The sequence below is a fragment of the Nitrospira sp. M1 genome (genome assembly GCF_965152605.1).
Genome location: NZ_OZ224217.1, coordinates 2356497 through 2376635, shown reverse-complemented (window position 1 = coordinate 2376635; position 20139 = coordinate 2356497). Strand labels below are relative to the sequence as shown.

Genomic DNA, 20139 nt, shown 5'->3' with positions numbered 1-20139 from the left:
ACGGGTGAGGTTGAAACCATGTTCACCAACTGTTCGTGTGTGTTTGGTAAGGTCAAGGTGCCAGTAATGTTAGCTGATGTTCTTCACGAAGGATCTAGAGGTGATTCATGATTATGGTCGTTACACACCAGCCGCATTTACGAAACGAACTGATAGAGCATCTTACCTGTCAAGGTTATGAGGTACTCGTGCCTCCTCATCGTCAAGATGTCTGTACTCTCGTTCAAGAGGCCAATCCTCAAGTTATTGTTCTGGATTTGTATGTCGCTGATCCTAACGGCCTTGAGATTGTAGAGCGTTTACGACGCCAGGGGTTCACTGGGAAAATTTTAATTATTGCCGGAGCGTCAGTTCGGAGTGCGGTTCCAGAAGCCTTTCGCTTAGGCGCTGATCAAGCGGTTGGCGGACCTCAAGGAACTGGGGCCCCCTTACTGAGTGGACAGGTAGAAGCCACGATTCGTTCGTTCTTTCATCAGGAAATTCAAGCTCTGGCGTATAAGCTGTATGAAGAGCGAGGACGCACACCTGGGAGAGATTGGGATGATTGGTTTGAGGCTGAATGCCAAATCTTGAATCTTCAGAAGTCCCGACACCCCAACCCTGTCCATATGGAAGTCCCGGAAGAGTTAGTGGCACGACAGGTCTGAGTAAGGCGAACTTACCACTTTTATTGATTATTTCACTGTTTTCGTCCATGTGGTTGTTGAAAACTAAAATATTATTCAATTAAACAAACAGCTTGAGAGTCATTTAGACTATCCAATGGGAAGCACACAAGGGATGTTAGAGTTGAGATTCATGAATTCCGCTCTATTTACAAAAAACCTTTCCTCAGTAAGCTACCATTTTATCAATCTTCTTGCTCTCGTACCGCGGTAAACTTTCAGGTATGGAATGCGAAACAATTTGAGTGTGTGTAGATATGTCACTCCGCTCTCTCGTTTCCCATGTGTGAAGGGTCGGGGAGACAAGCTGGTAAGTGTTTGGTTTTATGACGAATTCTTCTGCTTATTTTGGGCCCTCCATACGCTATTGCCAGGTTTTCGGTTGCCTGTTGCAATGGTTCTCTGTACAATTCAACTCCTTTTTACTGCCATTCACCGTGTGTTATCCACATCCATGAATACACAAAACCCTGCGCCAACAGATGCGATCATTAATACAGAAGAAGAATACGATCAATTCGTGGAAACTTCCATGTCGATGCTCTTAGAGAGGGCCAGCAATTACTCTAAGAAAATTCTCAAGGAGACGAATGAGTGGACTGAAAATGTGAGTCATGAGAAGTTAGTGCTTCGCTTGGGTTATGAATTAGTAGAACGGTTTCTCATCCATGCCCGCAACGAGATTCCATGCCGACCGACTCTCCTGTTAGACAGTTATGTCGCAAAACATTTTAGCCAACCCGATTCGTTTGTGTATAACAATAAGCCAAGTACAGAACTTGAAGCTTTTATCGATGGCCTTGCTTCAAAAGCCGTCGTAAGTCGTGATGCACTCATTGCTCAATTTACGCATTTTTATGCTTTGACGCCGTCTCAAGTTATTAAGTTACTCGGGTTAGCCGAAGAGCAGAGTCAACGAATTTATAAGAATTTTACACGTTGGCGGCAATCTGGCTGGCATCGAACGATGAAAGAGATTGGACTGACGCTTCCGAAAATTATCAGCCTAGAACAGCAGTTGAAAGATGAGCCGCAAGTGGTCTCACAAAAAGCTAAAGATTTACTTGAGCAATCTCAGTCTCATTATCGAAAAAGTGAGCCTGAACATTATCCCTGTCAAACGAAAGAGCAGTGGGGGGAAATGTTCGTTGAGGGGTACGGGCAAGACTATCGAATTTGGCATTTGCCAATGTGTTTTTCGTGTCTGAGTATGGTGTATAGCTCGACGATAGATGGTGAACATTCTGAGGAATCATTGAAGATGAATCTTCACATACAACCAACGCTCGTGACTTTGAAAAGCCATGGTTAGGAGTGAACCGTATGATACCTGAGCAAGAACTCATCCAATATGAGCAGGACCTTGTTCAAGCGTTGTTGGATCAGCGTCATCGAAGGCAAACGGAACCTCCAGGGTCACTTCAGGTTTTTATTGGTGGCAGAAGTCTTGGGACCCTTGATTGTGGCGATCAGGCAAAGACTGAGCGAACATTTGATGTCGGATCGATTTCAGACTTTATTGACTTACGTTCTGCTTCCGGGCTTCTCATTGGAACGTTGTCTGTTGAGTCATACAAGCCAGCAACAGCAGAATTCCTTGCGGGGAATTATAGAATAGAACTTCATGTAACACCGAAGGAAGAGGCGACTGTGCTTCGCCTGACATCGACAAACCTTTTGGCTACACCGCCACAGGTTGTAGAGATGCCTCAACGTGCCCACTCCAGCCATATCCTCACGCATCATTCGACCCCCTGGTCGATGGTGGCCCTGGCCGCTCAAGTGCTTTTAGCTGCCGGCGTTGTGTTTTTAGTCGCTGATCGGTTTGCCTCAATGAGGAATACTTCGAGCGATCCATCTCTCCGTGTCAGCGGACAGGAGCAGCAGTTAGAGCAAGTGCTTCAGCAATTGACGGCACTTGAGACTCGTCTTGGGGGGAATTCTGTCGTGGCAGTGAAGAACACGAGTGGAGACGTGCGGCAGGGTGACTTAGGAGTGCCGGTTGTCAATCGTCAAGAACAGAACACATTAGCATCTGACTCGGTCCTTGAAGAAAAGGCTGAATCTTTTGACACAGGACTCTTGGCGAAACGACCTGTTTGGGTTCGCTTCAAGGAAGGTGTGGCAGATGCGCGACGAAATAATTTCTTCAAAGAAGTCTCGGCGAAAGAATATACGCAAGTCGGTGGATGGTATTCTTTTGACCTTGACCTTCCGACGTTACAACAACCAGATGAAGTGTTGGGGGCTTTTTCAAAGAGTGATGACATTGAAATCATCACCACCTCAGTCGTCACACGTCGCGTCCAAGTTCGATTTAAACAAGATAGTGATGATAACGATATTAATGAATTCTTTAAAGAGATACGAACTCAAAAGAGTGCTCCCAACGATAATTGGTACGATCTCACCCTCTCACTTCCTGAGCCCGTGCAGCCAGAGTCGTTTATCAACGAATTACGTTCGAGAAACATTGTTGAACAAGTGAAAGTCGATCTGGACGAGCTTCCTTCACTCTAGTGTTCCGCTTCTGCTTCAATTCTCATGTGTCGTGTGCTTCCCCCGAATCTCACAGTACTGTTCATGGTCAGTACTGTGTTGTGAAATATCGCGATGTTGCAAGATCACTGAGTCGATGATATCACCACATTGGATACAACGTTGAATCGGAATTTTCAGCATTCCGCTATTCAAGATGTTCTCGCACCAATCGCGAACTAACATTCCTCCACACCGTGTACAGCTGCTTTCGTTCTGTTGATCTGGTTTTTCTTTGATTAACTGATCACCCTGCAGTGGTGTAAGCGTGTGTGTCATTGCCTCCTCCTTTGTATTGAATGAACGTCAAGCAAGTTGTGATGGTCAGACCGTGCCTGATTTGTGTCCATCCAAATGGATAGCAAACTTTTTGTGAGAGGTGAAATAGACAAACGCTTGTGGAGTAGAAAGAAAATATTCAGTGAGGAGTTGATCTGTTGGCCATTTATTCCCTTCATTGTATCAATAGCCCCAGGTGCAAGCTTCAGCTTGAGAGGCGGTTATTCTGTCAATGAACGAAAATATTCATGAGGTAGACATTTTCTCACTGAACGTTCTCAAAAAGTCTATTGTGGAATAGGGAGGAGGTTCCTTTATAAGTATGTATGATTTGTTTGTTCGCGTGATGCTTCGATATTACGTAGATGAAAATGCAACAGCCGTAATACGATAGAGTCATTGTTCTCTCAGCCTGTAAGGAGAAAGTCGTTATGATGAATCCGACAATTTATAAAGCCCAGTCTTATAACTTAAGCGATCTGAAGGGCATTTCTGATGAAAGTTTAGAGATGCATTTTAAACTTTACAACGGGTATGTGACCCAAACGAACAGTCTTCTCGAGCAGATCAGTGAATTTTTAAAAGATGGTGTTATAGATCAAGAAGAAAAACCTGCATATTCGGAACTGACCAGGCGGCTTGGGTTTGAATACAATGGCATGGTTCTCCATGAATTGTACTTTGGAAATCTTATGAAGCAGGGTGCCGGTGCGCCTGGTTCACAGTCCTCATTTCGAAAAGCGGTCGAGTCAAGTTTTTCGAGTTATGAGATCTGGAAAGCCGACTTTATGGGTGTCGCCAAAATGCGTGGGGTAGGGTGGGCGATCTGTTATCAAAACCCGACCAATCAACGGCTCTCAAATCATTGGATAAGTCTACACGAAATCGGAAATGTCGCTGGCTTCCGACCTGTTTTGGTTCTCGATGTATGGGAACATGCGTATCTTCTGGACCATGCGCCTTCAGATCGGCCGAAGTATATAGAAGCATTCTTCGAAAATATTAACTGGGAGGCAGTCGATGCTCGTATATCGGACGATTAATACCGTATACGTAATACCTGCTTGTCTTGCAATGTAAGGGAGGTCTAATACGATGTCGAGATATGATGACCGTGAACGTTTTTCTCTTATCCCCGTCTTAGCGGGATTTTTTCTTGGTGCCGGAATTGCGTTGTTACTTACACCTCAGACTGGTCCGGAACTTCGCCGTGATCTCAACCGAAGAGCTCGAAGTGCCAAGGAGTCAGTTGAGGAAACCGTTGAAATAGTGAAAGAGCAAGGAAAGGAAGTTTTTGATGCAACAGGAGAAGTCATAGCAGAAGCTAAGCACGCATTTGAAGCCGGTCGGGATCAAGTAAGAAGGTCATTAAAAACGTAAAAATGAAGTTCGAATCGTTTTCTTGTATTTATTATTCATTATATTTTAGGAGAAATACTATGAAGCAACTTCTGACGTATGCGGGTCTCATCATGATGTCGATGGTTCTCATCATGGGATGTCAATCCATGACTGGGAAAACAGCTGGAACAACCGTTGATGATGCCCTGATTACTTCGTCCGTGAATGCAAAGCTTGCGGGAGACAGCATGGCATCGATGGCGAGAATTGACGTCGATACGGAGAGAGGTGAGGTGCTACTCAGTGGGATTGTTGAATCGTCTGAGGCACGAGAGCGAGCAGAAAACCTTGCCAGACAGGTAGAAGGTGTGACGCATGTGACCAATAACCTTCAGGTGGAACTGAACTGAGCCTGGCGGCTTGACGTACCTGCCTCGAGGCTTATCGTAAGGCCTTGAGGCAGGACTCATATGTCCATTTGCTATATTCGAACTTCTCAGTGTTGAGGTACTTGATCCCTTCTTGTCGTATCCGTAATCTGCAATTCACTGAAATCATTTCTAGAGGAAATCGACTGTCCTATCCTCCCCAATCTTAGGCCAAACGCAGACTTATTGTATCTTGTTGTCTGATGAGTGTTGGATTGCCTCGGTAATTGATTGGACACTTTAAATTGCGTATTTTATGGCAATTGGAGGTGTCGATGAAACTCAGCAAACACAAGCGTTGGAATGCTAGCCGGAAAGCCGAGGTGGTGCTTGTTCTACTTAAGGGGGCGTCACTGGAAGAAGTGAGTCGGCTGACGGGTCAGCCGGCGTATGTGCTCAAGAAATGGCAGGAGAGCTTCATGCAGGGTGGCGAGGCCACCTTTCATACTGGCGAGTCAGCTAAGGAGAAGGCTCTGGAAGCGGAGAACCGGTCGCTGAAAGCCAAGGTGGGGTCCCTGGTTATGGATAACGACTTGCTGTATGCAAAGATCGATCGTCTGGAGGATGGCGTCCCTTTGCACTTGAGGAAATCGAAGTGTTGAGCGAGACCTGTTCGATTTCCACAAAGCGCCGGTATGGATGGTCTCGTATATGCGATGTGTGGGGCATCCCACGTTCAACCGTATATGACTGGCTGCAACGTCGACGAGTTGCCGGGAACGCGGTCAAGCAGCGTGGCCGACGTCCGCTGGTGAGTAATGAGGATTTGATGGTCGCGATCAGGCAAGTGCTCGCTGGGTCGTCACAGGTGAGCTTCCCTGGCGAAGGGTATCGCAAGGTGTGGGCGCGACTGCGGCATCGCGGCTTGCGAGCAGACAAGGAACGGGTGCGGCGGCTTATGGGGCAACATCAGCTCTTGGCGCCTGTCCGAGGAGGGTCGCCTAACGGCCCCCGAGTGCATGATGGGTCAATTATTCCGATGGCTCCCAATCTGATGTGGGGCACAGATGCCACAGCCACGTGGACACTCAAGCAGGGCCAGGTGACCGTCTTTGCCGTCCTTGAGCACTTTACCGGCGAGTGTCTCGGCCTTCATGCAGCCAAGTACGGTACACGCCATGAAGCCTTAGAGCCCATTCGCCAAGCGGTCAACCATGTGTTTGGGACCTACGAGGCCAAAGTCGCCAAGGGGGTGCTCGTGCGCCATGATCATGGCAGTCAATATATCAGTCACGACTTTCAGGCCGAGCTAGCCTTCCTTGGCCTGGAGGCATCTCCGAGCTTTGTGCGAAGTCCAGAAGGTAATGGGGTGAGCGAACGATTCTTTCGTACGCTCAAGGAACAATTGTTGTGGCTTCAGGATTACGACGATGAAGAGCACTTGAGAGGGGCGCTGTACGAATTCAGAGAACGCTACAATGCGAACTGGATTCTACAACGCCATGCATACCGTACGCCCCAACAAGTGCGACAGGAATGGAACCGGAAGGCCAAGATGGCTTCCTAAATACGTGTCCGATTAATTGCAGGCGCTACAGTGTCATGTACGCAGAAATGCTATAAGGTTGTATCTGATGTTGCAAGAATCGCAAGGGACGTTAAATGGGTTGTCCTGGTTAGAATTGTTCCGCAAGGTGTGGGTGGAAATTCAGGAGGATGATTTATTTGGAAAGTCGGCTCAATTAGGCTTTTATTTTCTCCTTGCGGTGTTTCCTGCTCTCTTGTGTCTCACAGCTCTGATTGGATTACTTCCGATTCAATCGTTACTTCCTGAACTGTTGACGTATCTTAACAGAGTACTTCCACGTGACGTGCTGCCATTAATTGAAACCTACCTAGATCAAGTGGTATCGGGAAGTGGAGCTGGCATGTTATCCGTAAGCTTCTTGGGAGCCTTCTGGGCGGTATCGACTGGGATGGCTGCCATAATCGATACACTGAACACAGTCTATAACGTTCGCGATTCTCGTCCACTATGGAAATCTCGCGCAATCGCCATGGTCATGACAATTGGGTGTAGCCTGTTTGTCATTATCTCGATGATTCTTATTCTTGCTGGGGGATATCTGAGCCAATGGATTGCTGAAATCGTCGGATATGGTGTCGTCTTTACAGTCAGTTGGGCGATCATCCAGTGGCCGCTTGTCGTCTTGTTGATGCTCTGTGCTGTGAGCATGATATATTATCTGGCTCCAAACGTGACTCACTCGTGGCGTGTTATCACGCCCGGTTCAGTCGTGGCCGTTGTTCTGTGGTTCTTGGCTTCTCTCGGTTTCAAATACTATGTGGCACACTTTGGGACTTACAACGCTGCCTATGGTTCTTTAGCGGGAGTGATCGTTCTCATGTTGTGGTTGTATATGAGTGGCTTGGTCTTGCTTATTGGGGGTGAGGTGGATGTCGTGATCAAGCGGGCTCAGCAAGAAAAGATGAGAGTATAACTTCACTCGATTCCCTTTCTATGCTCCGTGCATCTTCGAGCGAGTATTTATTGTGCTGTAGCCTATCTTCTCCTGGCTGACAATTTATCTGCTTTCAGCCGCATTCCTTTACTCATTAGACATTTACATTCGGTGGCGTTGGCTTTTGTCCGTTGAGAGGGTTGTGTGCTTCACGTATTACTATTCTTAACAGTTTCGTTACCATTTTTTTTCTCACGCAAGGAGGATGTATGAACCAAGAACAATTCAAAGGCAAATGGAATCAATTCAAAGGGGAAGTGAAAAAACAGTATGGGAAATTGACTGATGATGATTTGATGGAAATTGAAGGTGACTACGATAAGTTCAAAGGTAAAGTGCAAGAACGTTATGGTGATCAGACGCAGGCCGTTGAAGACTGGGCTGATGAGTGGCACAAAAGTAATCAGTAAGGTCAACTCATACACGAAACTTTTACCTATCTTTTAGTCTGGAGGTCTCTATGAGACATATTCGTCAGGTTGTAATATGGACCGCATGCCTTCTCTTTGTCTGGAGTGGATCAACCTGGGCATTTTTTGAAACAAATAAAGAATTGGTGAAGTCCGCAAAGGTAACCCTGTCCGAAGCCGTCGAGAAAGCAGCAGAGATTGCGCCAGGAAAAGCTGTGGAAGCTCAAATAGGTGAAGAAGACGATCGAGTCGTGTATTGGATTGAAGTCGTTGATTCGAAGAACGCCACCCGCACGATCTACGTGGATGCAGAAACGGGTAATGTCGTGAATATGGAAAAAGATTGATGGATGACGGAAAGGGGAGGAATGTATGGAACGTCCTAAATTCGCTGCGGGAAGTTTAGCACTTCTGCTTATTGTGGGAATGGCCAATATAAGCTGGTCTGGTTTCCGGGCACATCAGATGTTTAGTGAGCAATCTGGATCGGGAAATCCGTTTGAGACTTTGGTTTTGAATGAAGATCAGTTCAAAGGGTCGTGGAAACAGTTTAAGGGTGAGTTGAAACAGGAGTGGGGTGAATTCACAGATGATGACCTTCTGGAGATCGAAGGGGATAAGGATAAGTTTGAAGGAAAATTGCAAGAGCGATATGGAGATCGGAAAGAAGAACTAAGGGAGTGGACCGATAAATGGTTTGAGCAGCATACGTTCGAAGCTCAGACGGAGGATCGCATGCACCCGTAATTATCCTATGGTTGCTATACGATGTGAGTGCGCAGAATGTGTGTGCTTTGTGTGTGGTGATAACTGATTCTTGCACATTATTAAGGAAGGGGTTGCCATGAAACGAATTGCGATAATTTTTCTCGCCGGTTGTCTGTGCTTGAGCGCTGGGACAGCTTGGGCTTTTTTTGAGTCCAAAAAAGAGCTGGTGAATTCATCCAAGGTTACTATGGCAGAAGCCATTGACGCCGCGGTTAAAGCCGTTCCCGGAAAGGCTGTTGAGGCAGAAATTGATACCGAACATGATCGCACAGTGTTCGAAGTGGAAGTCATCGATGCCGCTGGGAAAACTCAAGAAGTGTATATCGATGCACAGACAGGGGAATCTTTCAAGATAGAAGCTGATTAGGCAACAAACACATAAGTCATTCGGGGCGTCAGTGTCCTATCGTGGCGGTTATCTCTGATAGATCGCTTTTAATTCTTGACCCACTGGCGACCCAGACTTTGTACTTACGGAAAGTATATCTTGGAGTGCATGTAAAATAATCTCATCGATAGGGCCATTGCGGAGTTCAGGTTGGTCGAGGAGGCTCTTGTAGACTTCAGATGAAAGTTCCTGAGCTGAAAGTGGTCGTTTCAATGTCACGACGAGATCCTGAGCATTGTAGACGTGATCAAGGCCGGCCAGAAATCCGAAGACAAATGATGCACGGTTTTGTGTAGAAAGTTCCATCCATTTTTTTGCTTGAGTATCGTCGGCATTCAAGATGAACGAATCTTGTCCCTGAGCCGATACACTCAAGGTAATGGTGAACAGGAAGCACAAGAGACTGATGATGGGTCTCGAGTGAATAGTGATTGGGTATGTCATGAAAGAGGGGTTCCTGGCCATAGAATGGCTTTGAATGAGTTAAATAGAGCTGTGATGTGTAGTGTACTCATGAATAATACAGATGCAAAAACTGTAAATTATATCTTCGAGTCTTTATAAAACTCTTACCGATGATTAGCATGCCGAATCAATGAGTCTCCTCCCTAGCTTGTATAGTCATCAGTTCATATACGCTAGGGAGACTTCTTAGAGTATTCATATTACAGACAGTAGTCAATAGTAATTTTACTCGTCAAATCAAATGGTTATGAATTTTCAGCTCAGGAATTTCGTGACTCTTATCATTGTCCTATTTGAGCTAAGCTTCATTACTTATGTTGGATGAAGTATTTGTCTATTTGCGGGCACGGCAGAAGCTACCTGTTATCAACGCTTGATCCAGGTATTGGTTTTCTGCGTGTTTGATATCAAGCAAGACCGAGACTATGTGTTTTGAGAAGGCCGGGGTGGGTTAAGAAAGCTATCCACTTTGCTGGCCAGTAGCGAAAGTTAAACCATGCTCGACGTCCTAGTTGTAAGTGTTCTTGAAAAAGTGAGCTCTTAGTGTCCGATGAATGTTAGTGTATAGAAGGAGGAGACGCGATGAAATTAGTGATAAGGTTCTCGGCAATTGTATTTCTGAGTATGATACTCATGGTGCCCTTTATGACAGGTTGTGAACAGCAGGGGCCTGCCGAACGAGCGGGTGAGGCTGTTGACGAAGCCACAGAAGAAGCGGGGGAAAAGCTGGAAGAGGCTGGTGAGGAAATGGAAGATGCCGCCAATTAATTTCACAGATGAGTGGACCTTCATGAGTCGTTCCCATTCTGTCCATATTCTGTTTCTAACTTCGAATTTCACTTTTTCTCGACTGTCTTTTCGCAAGGCCTCGTACAGTTAGAGTGCAGCTGAGGATATGACTATTAGAGCCTTGTAGTGTCGAAGTTAAACCTCTAGGCATTCTTAGGCTTTAGAGAAACGGATGGATACGTCCTCTTATGGGATACCTGAAATTCGAGGCAACATTTTGGGTTTTTACCGTTATGAAATAATCTTGCTTGTAAACTGTTTACTGGATCCAGAAACATATTCAGATAGCTTCTGAGGGAGACTAGGACTTCTTTGAATGACCTCTGCCCGGTATTACGAGTTCGACAGTTTTAAGAAATTGGAGGATGGATGCGTTGATATTCTTTATATGCGTACTGTCCATGACGTCCACCGTCGATACTTTTCTGAGTATGTTTTCTTATTCTTTTAAGGATAGTACTTTCTACTATAACGTTCTGAATGATCAATGGATACAATTGATCCTGTAGAACCAACTCCCTCTGACCCTCCCAAGCCGACTCTTTCTAGGATTTTCGAGTTACTGGAAGATGCCATTGCTGTGAGGTCTTTTGCCCGCACTGGACTCTTTATTTTCGCTTCCGTGTATGTATTGACAGTCGCGAAGGCCGTATTTTTGCCAATTGCCATCGCTCTGACATTCAGCTTCCTGTTAGCTCCATTTATCAGAATCCTCAAAAACCTCTGGGTGCCGGAGGCTCTGAGTGCTGCGCTTGTATTATTTGCTGTTGGGGGTATCGTCGCCTATGGCATTTCTTATCTTGCGGAGCCAGCAGCAGACTGGATGGCAAAAGCTCCAGAGGCGATGAATGCCATCGAGACAAAAATGCGAACGGTCAAAGCTTCGGTGTTGCAGATGAGCCAGACAACCGATGTGATTGAGGAAATGACGACACTCGATGATGGGACACCGCAGAGACGCTTGGTTGAAATCCAGGGCCCGAGTCTTGGTGGGACGTTAATAGGGGTGACGGCAGAACTTCTTGCGAGTTTTATCGCGACGATCATCCTCCTATATTTTCTTTTGGCGTCTGGAGATATGTTTTTAGAAAAATTGGTGAAAGTCTTACCAACGTTTTCGGACAAAAGGCGAGCCGTTGAAATTGTTCGTGATATAGAAAAAAGTATTTCTATGCACTTGGTGACGGTGACGTGTATCAATCTCGGCCTTGGATTGGCCATTGGTGTGACGATGCACCTTTTGGGAATGCCGAACCCTATGCTCTGGGGCGTCATGGGTGCCATCCTGAATTTTATTCCCTATGTCGGAAGCATCATTTGAATTGTCATCGTGACCTTGGCGGCAGCCCTGACATTCGAACAGCTTGACTGGATCGTACTTATAGGAGCCTCATATTCTGCTCTCACTGCCATGGAAGGATCTCTTTTGACTCCTATGATATTGGGGAGGCAGCTCACCTTGAATCCGGTCGTCGTGCTTCTTAGCGTGTTTCTGTGGGGATGGGTTTGGGGAATCCCTGGGGCTCTGTTGGCCGTTCCTATTGTGGCGTCGTTGAAGATTATTTGTGACCATCTCGAGCCGTTGGCCTCGATCGGAGAGTTTTTAGGGCGGTAGCTTCTCTCTGACTGTGTATATTTCCTGCATGTATTCATCTATGGTGAGCAGGAACGTTTTGATTGATGTTGGAGTTGATTCTATTCTTCTGTTTTCTCCGACATCTTCATGGAGAATCGCTGAAGTCTGGCTTTTCCCACTTTATAAATTCGGTCTCATTCAAGGGATTCAGAACCTCTTACATCATCAATCTGTAAGTGGAAAAGAGGTCATTTCGTTAAACGAAGAAGGTCGTTCATGAAAACATGGATTTTCAATCATTGGAGTCATCTCCGGTCTAGCTTCTGGTTTGTTCCAGCCGCTCTATCGGTTTTAGGGATTGGTCTCTCGTTAGCCATGATTCGGTTGGACGAACAGGTGCCGAATGCCTTCATCGAGCGCCTCCCCTGGTTATGGGTGAGAGGGCCAGATGGTGCCCTAGCACTCCTCTCCACGATTGCTGGCTCAATGGTTACGATTGCCGGGGTTGTATTTTCCATCACGATTGTGGCCTTAACCTTGGCCTCGTCTCAATTTGGTCCAAGACTTTTGCGAAACTTCATGCGTGATCCAGGCAATCAGATCAGCTTGGGAACATTTATTTCGACGTTTCTGTATTGCTTGTTCATTATTCGGGCTGTGAAGGGAGGGGAGACAGAGGACGCATTTGTGCCGTTTCTTTCAATAACCGTAGCTCTTTTCCTTGCAGTTGCGAATTTGGGGGTGTTGATTTATTTCATTCATCATATGGCTGTCTCGATTCAAGCCCCACATGTCGTGGCGCTTGTGGCAGCTGATCTTCACAACGCTATTCGGCGTTTGTTTCCAGACTCTATTGAAAAAGACACGATGAATCCTCGTCCTGCTGTTCAGGATGACCTTTCTGCGGAATGTGATGGGCCAGCCCGATTTGTGCTTGCTCAGTATGCGGGATATGTGCAAGCGATTGACATCGATGGTCTCATTCAAGTGGCCAAGGAGGCAGACCTTGTTATTAAAATAGAACGTCGTCCAGGGCATTTCGTGGTCACGGGCGCACCGTTGGTTCAGGTCTGGCCGGCAACCCATCTTGATGATATATGGGAGAAAAAGGTGACGGAGGCATATATTCTTGGCTTGCAACGAACGGAAGAGCAAGATGTGGAATACGCCATTGATCAATTAGTTGAAGTCGCAGTTCGAGCCCTCTCGCCTGGAATCAATGATCCGTTTACCGCCAACAACTGTATTGATCGATTGGGCGAAGCACTGTGTCAGTTGACTCGACGTGTGTTCCCTTCTCCCTACCACTATGATAAGGAGCAAAGACTCCGTGTGATCGAGAGTCTTGTAACATTTCCGAGCATCCTAGAGGCGGCGTTTAACCAAATTCGTCAAAATGGTCGAACGTCAGTTTCTGTCACGATCCGCTTACTTGAAACGCTGGAAGTCATTGCTCGATGTGTTCAGGCTGAGCAAGATCGGATTGCGATACGCACACAGGCGATCATGGTGCGACGAGGCAGCGAAGAAGGTTTGCCTGAAGAATTCGATCGTTTGGAAGTTGAACGACGGTACCAATCTGTCATGGCGGCTCTTAGAGGTGAGAGCGCATTCTCATGATTGGGATTTGCGGGCAGTTGTCTGAGGTATGGTACGCAGTGCATCCCGCCAGTTTTCTTTAGACATTGTCGAGGTGTTTTCTCCTTATTTGTCTCTAGCAAGTCTTTCCTTACTGCGGTACAACACTGCGGTGTCTCAATGAACGTGTACTGATGGTATGCATCCGTACATATCGATTATTCTGAAAGATGAATTAATGTGTCGGGGCTATCTTCGGCCTACGTTGGGATAGATGCCTCGTCTTGGCTTTGCAACTTTTCGGCATGTCGTATGTCTGTCTGGGCTTGTATCTATTGCTTGGAACCTTGGAAATGTTTCGTTGTTGCATTGAATGGGAATCGTGGTGTGAGTGGTGTTAGAAGACCGTTGCCATGTAGTGCGTGGGTAAGAGATTCTGACTGATCTTTCTCGTCGCGTGCTTGCATCTTCCAATTTTTGCTGTCGGAAATTACCATCGAGAGGAGGAGACTCGTGGGCTATCGACTTGTGATCTTTGGTGCCTCAGGTGATTTGACGACTCGGTATCTTTTTCCGGCGATCATTCGGTTGCTTGAGACGGAGCGGGCACCTGACGACTTGTCTATCGTGGCCCTCTCACGACAAGAGTGGGAAACCTCTGACTACCGAAATCATGTACAGAAAAAACTTACTGGTCTTCCTGGAAAGTTTACGAGAAAGTCTATCAAACAGCTGCTATCGCGAATTCAGTACAAGCACATTGCAGACACGGGAAATCCTAGCCAAATTGCCAATGCGCTTGGTTCACTAAATGATCCATGTATTTTTTATCTTGCGTTACCTCCCTCGGTTTTCGCTACGACAATTGAAGCGCTCGGAGAACTTGATCTTCATAAGAAATGTCGCGTGATTGTTGAAAAACCTTTTGGGCATGATCGCGCGAGTGCTCGAAGCTTGAATCGTCTCTTGAAAAAAACTTTTTCAGAACAACAGATCTTTCGTATTGATCATTTTCTTGGGGAACAAACAGTCAGAAATATCCTGGGGTTACGCTTTGCCAATCGTGTGTTTGAATCGAGTTGGAATAACCAGCATATCGAACGAGTCGAAATTATTTGGGATGAGACCTTAGCGTTGGAGGGGCGTGCATCATACTATGATTCTTCTGGAGCCTTGAAGGATATGATTCAAAATCATTTGCTCCAGCTCTTATGTTTGATGGGAATGGAACCACCTCTTTTCTTTCATGCACGAGATTTTCACGACCAAAAAGTCAACGTATTTCGTGCAATTAGACAAATGAGTTCCGCTGAGATTAAGCAATATACAGTGCGAGCGAGATATGAGGCCGGTACGATACGCAAGAAGGCTGTCCCAGCATACAAGGCTGAAGAAGGGGTCAATCCCAAGGGCAAGACCGAAACGTTTGCCCAGGTTACGTTGTTTATCGACAATTGGCGATGGGGAGGAGTTCCGTTTACATTGCGATCAGGGAAAGCGTTGGCTCAGGACAAGTTTGAAGTCGCCGTGTATTTTCGGAACGTTCCACATCAAGTATTTGGAGCGAAGGCATCTGTGTCAGCCAATGTTCTGCATATGCAGTTTAATCCAGACAAAATTGGAATTTCTATCAATCTCAATGGACCTGGTGAACCGTTTGACTTAGAAATGTGTGAACTGAAAACGGTATTGACTCAGCAAAAAATTCCCGCATATGGGCACCTCTTACTTGATGCCTTCAAGGGTGATTCGACTCTTTTTATTCGAGATGATGAAGTCGAAGAGATGTGGCGAATCGTGGATCCCATTGTCAAAGCTTGGGGCAAAGATCATGTGAAACTCCAAACGTATCCCGCTGGTTCGTCTGGTCCAAACTGTGAGAGGCGATAGTCTGGTTTTTAGCAATTATTTTCTTCATTACGGAGGTTGTCATGTTAAATTGGGCTATCACATTTTTGGTTATCGCGATCATTGCCGGAGTGTTAGGTTTGTCAGGAGTGGCGGGCACGGCTTCCCAAATCGCCTGGATCCTGTTCGTTGTCTTTCTCATTTTTGCTATTGTTGGTTTTGTCAAAGGTCGAACCTAAGGTTCGTTGTGATTATCATATACGGCTTCTTAGGCGGCATGTTCTACGAAGGTCATCGTGAACTTGTACTGAGCATGAATATGTCATGACGAGGAATTAATGTCGTACTCTTTCGATGATCGAATGCCGTGAGACTGCTGTATTATCTCATTGCTTCTTGGACTGAGGCAAAAGCTCTGCCATATGGCATCAGTAAAGGAGGCAGCGCAATGGTTCGTGTACGGCCTCTGATGAGTTCCCAGCGATGCATGCGTATCGTGTTCCTCGCTTCATCGTGGTTGGTGAAGGTGTAGTGCTGAAGGTCGGCGGTACAATAAGGGGCGGGTGTTGCTTCTACCGATAACAGAGCGACAAAGCTCACAACGCTGAATGTGGTGAGGGTGTATGACCCAAGAAGATACGAAATCATTATTCCTGCAATTCATTAATACTTTCAATGTCGCGCTCACGAAGCACAAAGACACAATCGTGTACAAGCAAATACTGGAACTTGGAGACGCAATATTAGGAGATAAACGTATTGGCGTAGAAGTTTATAGTGACAATGTCGCAATGCCACTTGCCTACTATACGATTCGTTTGAATGCAGGGACATTTGACGTTGTATCGCATCATCAGGAGAAATCTTCGCTTGCTTGGAAGCTTAAAGATACGTATCTTCAGCATGTTGTCGATCATCCGCATGACTATATCGAGCACCCAGAGAAATTTGAATGGGATTGGTTAAAAAGTCATTTAGGAATAGGCGAAAGTTAAGCCCTATCCTTTCGCTTTTTCGTATGAGTATGAATATGTATTTCTTTTATTCACCTTTCATTTCGCCTTTAACTGTTCGAGTGACTTCTCAGGTATCCGCGAGTGTTATGACTCAGGCTACTTTGCGGAAGATGTTTCCATCTTTTTGTTTTCACTTCTGTTGATGTTGTCTTTTTTCTTCTGCCTGTTGCCCCCCTCTCATTCTTAAAATACGGCCACAACGTTCGCGTCGAAAAGGCGATTCTATCTATGTCGCGGTAGATTTAACCCGTTCGAGGCGGACGGAATCGTTTAAAACGTGTGACGATGCCAAGTCAATAGAATCCCGCATCGGACATTTTCACGTTTTGCAAATAAATGATATCCACTGGATTCCTGGTCATTTCACTTTATAGTAGGTGTACAGGGCTGGCGCATGTATGGCAATGATGCCTAAAGGACGATATGTGTTATGAAAACATTTCATGAACCTTCTTTGTCCCGTATTCTCATCGTAGAGGACGATCCTGATATTCGTCTTTCCCTTCAGATGCTTCTTGAGTTTCAAGGATATGTTTGCAGTGAAGCAGAACATGAGCGCATAGCTATGAATCTGCTTCGCACCCATGAGTATGATGCAATCATTACGGATTATCATATGCCTCTCATGGATGGTCTGACGCTCATCAAGAATGTCATGCAATACATTCGTGATGCACCGATCCCTATTCTGTTGTTTTCTTGCTCTCTCGATAGGTCTGTCTATGAGCGCGCTCTACAAGCAGGCGCCTATGCTGTACTGCAAAAACCTTACAATCGAGATGAATTGCTTGAGATTGTGCAGCGGGCCTTAGCATGCAATGCATGTTCGTGTTCATAGGTGTTTTCGGTCGTAAGAATGTCGTGAGAATATTTTATGAAATCGTATGTAATGAAAAGTCTTATGGTTCACCAGCAACGAAGTTGCTTTAGTCGTGACTGACATTTTGGTTTTTGAGCTGAATTCTACGATAGGAGAGGTAGCATGAGCTTTTATACAACATGTCGATGTCGTCAGAGAATTTGTCTACTAGAGCGTTCCTCTGCGGCATGCTAGAAAACTCACATTGAGTGGTGTGTGTATCCAGGATCTGTCAGGTTGGTCATGAAGGCATGTTCTTACTCACGCATCACCCATGTAAGGCGATATTCGATGATCGAGAGGAGGTTCCTGAAGTGCAGTCAGTGAATATCGAAGATTCGATATTCATATCCACACATTCATAATTATTATTACAAGGAGAGTGCGATGATGTATGAGACAATCTGCAGTCGTTCAAAGCGAAGTCGTATGAAGGATTCCATAAGTCTGTCGAAAATATTGCCGGTTGTAGCGATGGCTGCTGTGCTCTTCACGTTCCCTCAGCCCAGTTCAGCGTCTTGGCTGTTTGATGATGTCGACAAAGGGTTCCTGTCTATCGGTGGCCATGCCACATATTATGATCCATTAGATGCTGGTGATGAATGGTTCGGCGGTGGTCATGTTCGAGCACACCTTCTTCCCACACTGGCGATCGAAGGGTTAGTCGATTATCGTGATAACGATTTCGGTAACAATGACGTGGTGACAATTCCTGTTCAGGCATCAGCATTGTTTTACTTGCTGCCAGGCAAACGCTTCAGCCCGTTTGTGTTGGGGGGGGCTGGCTGGTATTACACGGATGTGGACGGACCGACAGATGATGACACTGATCATCGGTTTGGACTGCATGCCGGTGGCGGGATTCAACTCATGCTTAATGAACGATGGTCTATCGATGGAACGTATCGGTATGTCTGGGTAGAAGATGTGAAGGCCCAAAATGCCAGCTTCACAAACAAAGACTTTAGCGACGATGGTCACATGGTGACAATGGGAATTAACTTGCATTTTTAAGATTGTCTCCGGACGAGACACGAGTGTCGTTTTTATGATGAGGGCTTATTAGGTTGCTTACACCCAAGAAGCCCTCGTTGCGTTTTGAATTTTCAAACCTTTACTGAGAGAAACAATGGTGAACCGTTGCGATGGATGAGCACAAGGGCAACGGCATGGCTATGAAGGCTTGAAACGTTCTTCTCGAAATCGTCAAGAGAATGTATCGGTTTCTTGTTGATTTCGCTGATGATGTCGCCTCGCACCAGTCCGGCTCGATCGGCCTGACTCCCTGATATTACGTGGGTTACGACAACTCCAACTGTTTGATGGTCAATGCCAAGACGCTGAGCCATGTGCCTGTCTAAATTTTCGACCTTGACGCCTGCAAGTGCCCCGTCTCCTTGACTTGATTCGGCTTTGGCCATTTGCTGCGTATTCGAATGTTGAGAAATCGTCGTGCGTAATTGATGTTCTTCTCCATCTCGAATGACGGTCATAGTGACAGATGTATCAACTGGCGTGTGGGTGACAGCCCGTTGGAGTGTTCGTGGATCGGGAATGGCCTTATCTTGATAAGCCACAATCGTGTCACCACGTTGCAATCCTGCCTGTTCAGCTGGGCTTCCCTCCTTCACGTCTGTCACTAAGGCCCCTTTCGCATCCTTGAGGTGAAGTGTGGTGGCCAAATCTGCCGTAACCTCCTGGATGCCAACTCCAAGAAATCCACGAACGACTTTTCCATTCTTGACTAAACTGTCAAACACCGGTTTTGCCATGCTCGCGGGAATCGCAAAGCCTACTCCTTGAGAGCCCCCGGTTCGTGAAAAGATGGCGGTGTTAATGCCAATGAGTTCGCCCTGTGTATTGACTAAGGCTCCACCTGAATTCCCAGGATTGATGGCTGCATCGGTTTGGATGAAATCTTCGTATTGGCTAATACCCATGCCGCCACGTCCGAGTGCACTCACGATCCCTTGTGTTACCGTAGATCTGAGTCCGAACGGATTTCCGACTGCAAGGACAAATTCCCCGACTTGGAGTTTTTCGATATCTCCCCATCGAAGGTATGGCAATTCGGTTGCGTTGATTTTAAGAATGGCTAAGTCGGTTTGAGGGTCTGTCCCAATGACCTTGCCTGTGAATTCCCGTTTATCAACAAGCATCACGGTGACTTCCTTGGCGCCGTCCACGACATGAAAATTTGTGATGATATGGCCATCTGGGCTTACGATGACTCCAGAGCCCGATCCCATTCCGAATGGTTCTTGAGGACGCTCAGGGAGGCGTGGTTGCCCGAAGAAGTCCTTAAATGATTCGTAGGGATTTTCGTGTGAATTTGAGCGTACAGATTTTGGGGAGGTGATGTTGACGACCGCTGGCGTGACCCTATTGGCAATATTGGCAAACCCTTGGCCTTGCTGACTGCGATCCATTCCAGTGTGTATAGATTGTGGCTGTTCTGCGATGGCTGCGTTTGATGATGCTGGATACTCTACGGCCCCAACCAAAAATGAACCGCCAAGCCACCCAGTCAACAGAAGCCCTATGGCGATGCCCAGTGACTTGGGTTTATCCGTTGTCCCTGAGGACTGGGTTTGTCTATGAAGATGGTGAACGAAATTTTTCATCTTGCCCCTCCTTAGATAAATATATGCTTCGGTGTGTGATAATTGAGAACTCTGTGAAATTCTTGCCTTCAGTCATACATATATCAATGCAACATGAAGTCATGA

At 46.2% G+C, this 20139-nt stretch carries 23 protein-coding genes and 1 pseudogene; 21 read left to right on the top strand and 3 right to left on the bottom strand.

Features of this window, described 5'->3' with window-relative positions:
- Positions 1–107 precede the first annotated feature (107 nt).
- From ACWHX8_RS10880 to ACWHX8_RS10870, 3 genes are all read left to right on the top strand, one after another.
- Positions 108–647, top strand: coding sequence for a response regulator (locus tag ACWHX8_RS10880; RefSeq protein ID WP_447968148.1), 540 nt, complete (start codon positions 108–110; stop codon positions 645–647).
- A gap of 472 nt (positions 648–1119) precedes the next feature.
- A complete protein-coding gene (locus ACWHX8_RS10875) occupies positions 1120–1977 on the top strand; it encodes a hypothetical protein (RefSeq protein ID WP_447968147.1) in 858 nt (285 codons plus the stop codon).
- A gap of 11 nt (positions 1978–1988) precedes the next feature.
- Entirely contained in the window at positions 1989–3185 is a 1197-nt protein-coding gene (locus ACWHX8_RS10870) for a hypothetical protein (protein WP_447968146.1), read from the top strand.
- Between the two features lie 15 nt (positions 3186–3200).
- On the opposite strand, the gene ACWHX8_RS10865 is transcribed toward ACWHX8_RS10870, so the two are convergent.
- Entirely contained in the window at positions 3201–3482 is a 282-nt protein-coding gene (locus tag ACWHX8_RS10865) for a hypothetical protein (RefSeq protein WP_447968145.1), read from the bottom strand.
- 431 nt (positions 3483–3913) lie between these two features.
- On the opposite strand from ACWHX8_RS10865, the gene ACWHX8_RS10860 reads away from it, so the two are divergent.
- The 10 genes from ACWHX8_RS10860 (at position 3914) to ACWHX8_RS10815 (ending at position 9258) form a co-directional block, all read left to right on the top strand.
- Positions 3914–4525: a superoxide dismutase gene (locus ACWHX8_RS10860; RefSeq protein WP_447968144.1), complete on the top strand. Its 612-nt coding sequence runs from the start codon at positions 3914–3916 to the stop codon at positions 4523–4525.
- Positions 4526–4577: 52 nt separating this feature from the next.
- Entirely contained in the window at positions 4578–4862 is a 285-nt protein-coding gene (locus tag ACWHX8_RS10855; RefSeq protein WP_447968143.1) for a YtxH domain-containing protein, read from the top strand.
- A gap of 59 nt (positions 4863–4921) precedes the next feature.
- The gene (locus ACWHX8_RS10850) at positions 4922–5233 is read left to right on the top strand and encodes a BON domain-containing protein (protein ID WP_447968142.1); all 312 of its coding nucleotides are present in this window, start codon (positions 4922–4924) and stop codon (positions 5231–5233) included.
- 293 nt (positions 5234–5526) lie between these two features.
- Complete coding sequence (locus ACWHX8_RS10845) at positions 5527–5853, top strand: transposase (RefSeq protein WP_447968141.1); 327 nt, start codon at positions 5527–5529, stop codon at positions 5851–5853.
- Entirely contained in the window at positions 5847–6758 is a 912-nt protein-coding gene (locus ACWHX8_RS10840; protein WP_447968140.1) for a transposase, read from the top strand. Before ACWHX8_RS10845 ends, ACWHX8_RS10840 begins: the two co-directional genes overlap by 7 nt.
- A gap of 67 nt (positions 6759–6825) precedes the next feature.
- Entirely contained in the window at positions 6826–7692 is an 867-nt protein-coding gene (locus ACWHX8_RS10835; RefSeq protein WP_447968139.1) for a YihY/virulence factor BrkB family protein, read from the top strand.
- Between the two features lie 230 nt (positions 7693–7922).
- Entirely contained in the window at positions 7923–8123 is a 201-nt protein-coding gene (locus ACWHX8_RS10830) for a CsbD family protein (protein ID WP_447968138.1), read from the top strand.
- 50 nt (positions 8124–8173) lie between these two features.
- Positions 8174–8470 (top strand): PepSY domain-containing protein, encoded by a 297-nt coding sequence (locus tag ACWHX8_RS10825; protein ID WP_447968137.1) that lies wholly within the window; start codon positions 8174–8176, stop codon positions 8468–8470.
- A 25-nt stretch (positions 8471–8495) separates the two neighbouring features.
- Complete coding sequence (locus tag ACWHX8_RS10820) at positions 8496–8870, top strand: CsbD family protein (protein WP_447968136.1); 375 nt, start codon at positions 8496–8498, stop codon at positions 8868–8870.
- A 97-nt stretch (positions 8871–8967) separates the two neighbouring features.
- Entirely contained in the window at positions 8968–9258 is a 291-nt protein-coding gene (locus tag ACWHX8_RS10815) for a PepSY domain-containing protein (protein WP_447968135.1), read from the top strand.
- Between the two features lie 48 nt (positions 9259–9306).
- Here the strand turns inward: ACWHX8_RS10815 and ACWHX8_RS10810 are convergent, their stop codons facing one another.
- Positions 9307–9723 carry a hypothetical protein gene (locus tag ACWHX8_RS10810; protein ID WP_447968134.1) on the bottom strand — a complete coding sequence of 139 codons (417 nt, stop codon included), beginning with the start codon at positions 9721–9723 and terminating at the stop codon, positions 9307–9309.
- 603 nt (positions 9724–10326) lie between these two features.
- Between ACWHX8_RS10810 and ACWHX8_RS10805 the strand changes: the two genes are divergently transcribed.
- The 8 genes and pseudogenes from ACWHX8_RS10805 (at position 10327) to ACWHX8_RS10770 (ending at position 18424) form a co-directional block, all read left to right on the top strand.
- Entirely contained in the window at positions 10327–10512 is a 186-nt protein-coding gene (locus ACWHX8_RS10805) for a hypothetical protein (RefSeq protein WP_447968133.1), read from the top strand.
- 508 nt (positions 10513–11020) lie between these two features.
- Positions 11021–12148 (top strand): annotated as a pseudogene (locus tag ACWHX8_RS10800) (AI-2E family transporter).
- 237 nt (positions 12149–12385) lie between these two features.
- Positions 12386–13729, top strand: a complete 1344-nt coding sequence (locus ACWHX8_RS10795) for a DUF2254 domain-containing protein (protein WP_447968132.1) — start codon at positions 12386–12388, stop codon at positions 13727–13729.
- Between the two features lie 471 nt (positions 13730–14200).
- Positions 14201–15577, top strand: coding sequence for a glucose-6-phosphate dehydrogenase (locus tag ACWHX8_RS10790; protein WP_447968131.1), 1377 nt, complete (start codon positions 14201–14203; stop codon positions 15575–15577).
- Positions 15578–15618: 41 nt separating this feature from the next.
- Positions 15619–15774 (top strand): DUF1328 domain-containing protein, encoded by a 156-nt coding sequence (locus ACWHX8_RS10785; protein WP_447968130.1) that lies wholly within the window; start codon positions 15619–15621, stop codon positions 15772–15774.
- Positions 15775–16158: 384 nt separating this feature from the next.
- A complete protein-coding gene (locus tag ACWHX8_RS10780) occupies positions 16159–16530 on the top strand; it encodes a hypothetical protein (RefSeq protein WP_447968129.1) in 372 nt (123 codons plus the stop codon).
- A gap of 451 nt (positions 16531–16981) precedes the next feature.
- Positions 16982–17389 (top strand): response regulator, encoded by a 408-nt coding sequence (locus ACWHX8_RS10775; protein WP_447968128.1) that lies wholly within the window; start codon positions 16982–16984, stop codon positions 17387–17389.
- Positions 17390–17797: 408 nt separating this feature from the next.
- On the top strand, positions 17798–18424 hold the full coding sequence (locus ACWHX8_RS10770; RefSeq protein ID WP_447968127.1) for an outer membrane protein: 627 nt from the start codon (positions 17798–17800) through the stop codon (positions 18422–18424).
- 92 nt (positions 18425–18516) lie between these two features.
- On the opposite strand, the gene ACWHX8_RS10765 is transcribed toward ACWHX8_RS10770, so the two are convergent.
- Positions 18517–20034, bottom strand: a complete 1518-nt coding sequence (locus ACWHX8_RS10765) for a DegQ family serine endoprotease (RefSeq protein ID WP_447968126.1) — start codon at positions 20032–20034, stop codon at positions 18517–18519.
- Positions 20035–20139: the final 105 nt, after the last annotated feature.

Excerpts from the sequence above, each read along its gene's own strand:
- ACWHX8_RS10880 (WP_447968148.1), top strand. The coding sequence starts at position 108 with ATGATTATGGTCGTTACACACCAGCCGCATTTACGAAACGAACTGATA.
- ACWHX8_RS10875 (WP_447968147.1), top strand. The coding sequence starts at position 1,120 with ATGAATACACAAAACCCTGCGCCAACAGATGCGATCATTAATACAGAA.
- ACWHX8_RS10870 (WP_447968146.1), top strand. The coding sequence starts at position 1,989 with ATGATACCTGAGCAAGAACTCATCCAATATGAGCAGGACCTTGTTCAA.
- ACWHX8_RS10865 (WP_447968145.1), bottom strand. The coding sequence starts at position 3,482 with ATGACACACACGCTTACACCACTGCAGGGTGATCAGTTAATCAAAGAA.
- ACWHX8_RS10860 (WP_447968144.1), top strand. The coding sequence starts at position 3,914 with ATGATGAATCCGACAATTTATAAAGCCCAGTCTTATAACTTAAGCGAT.
- ACWHX8_RS10855 (WP_447968143.1), top strand. The coding sequence starts at position 4,578 with ATGTCGAGATATGATGACCGTGAACGTTTTTCTCTTATCCCCGTCTTA.
- ACWHX8_RS10850 (WP_447968142.1), top strand. The coding sequence starts at position 4,922 with ATGAAGCAACTTCTGACGTATGCGGGTCTCATCATGATGTCGATGGTT.
- ACWHX8_RS10845 (WP_447968141.1), top strand. The coding sequence starts at position 5,527 with ATGAAACTCAGCAAACACAAGCGTTGGAATGCTAGCCGGAAAGCCGAG.
- ACWHX8_RS10835 (WP_447968139.1), top strand. The coding sequence starts at position 6,826 with ATGTTGCAAGAATCGCAAGGGACGTTAAATGGGTTGTCCTGGTTAGAA.
- ACWHX8_RS10830 (WP_447968138.1), top strand. The coding sequence starts at position 7,923 with ATGAACCAAGAACAATTCAAAGGCAAATGGAATCAATTCAAAGGGGAA.
- ACWHX8_RS10825 (WP_447968137.1), top strand. The coding sequence starts at position 8,174 with ATGAGACATATTCGTCAGGTTGTAATATGGACCGCATGCCTTCTCTTT.
- ACWHX8_RS10820 (WP_447968136.1), top strand. The coding sequence starts at position 8,496 with ATGGAACGTCCTAAATTCGCTGCGGGAAGTTTAGCACTTCTGCTTATT.
- ACWHX8_RS10815 (WP_447968135.1), top strand. The coding sequence starts at position 8,968 with ATGAAACGAATTGCGATAATTTTTCTCGCCGGTTGTCTGTGCTTGAGC.
- ACWHX8_RS10810 (WP_447968134.1), bottom strand. The coding sequence starts at position 9,723 with ATGACATACCCAATCACTATTCACTCGAGACCCATCATCAGTCTCTTG.
- ACWHX8_RS10805 (WP_447968133.1), top strand. The coding sequence starts at position 10,327 with ATGAAATTAGTGATAAGGTTCTCGGCAATTGTATTTCTGAGTATGATA.
- ACWHX8_RS10795 (WP_447968132.1), top strand. The coding sequence starts at position 12,386 with ATGAAAACATGGATTTTCAATCATTGGAGTCATCTCCGGTCTAGCTTC.
- ACWHX8_RS10785 (WP_447968130.1), top strand. The coding sequence starts at position 15,619 with ATGTTAAATTGGGCTATCACATTTTTGGTTATCGCGATCATTGCCGGA.
- ACWHX8_RS10780 (WP_447968129.1), top strand. The coding sequence starts at position 16,159 with ATGACCCAAGAAGATACGAAATCATTATTCCTGCAATTCATTAATACT.
- ACWHX8_RS10775 (WP_447968128.1), top strand. The coding sequence starts at position 16,982 with ATGAAAACATTTCATGAACCTTCTTTGTCCCGTATTCTCATCGTAGAG.
- ACWHX8_RS10770 (WP_447968127.1), top strand. The coding sequence starts at position 17,798 with ATGATGTATGAGACAATCTGCAGTCGTTCAAAGCGAAGTCGTATGAAG.
- ACWHX8_RS10765 (WP_447968126.1), bottom strand. The coding sequence starts at position 20,034 with ATGAAAAATTTCGTTCACCATCTTCATAGACAAACCCAGTCCTCAGGG.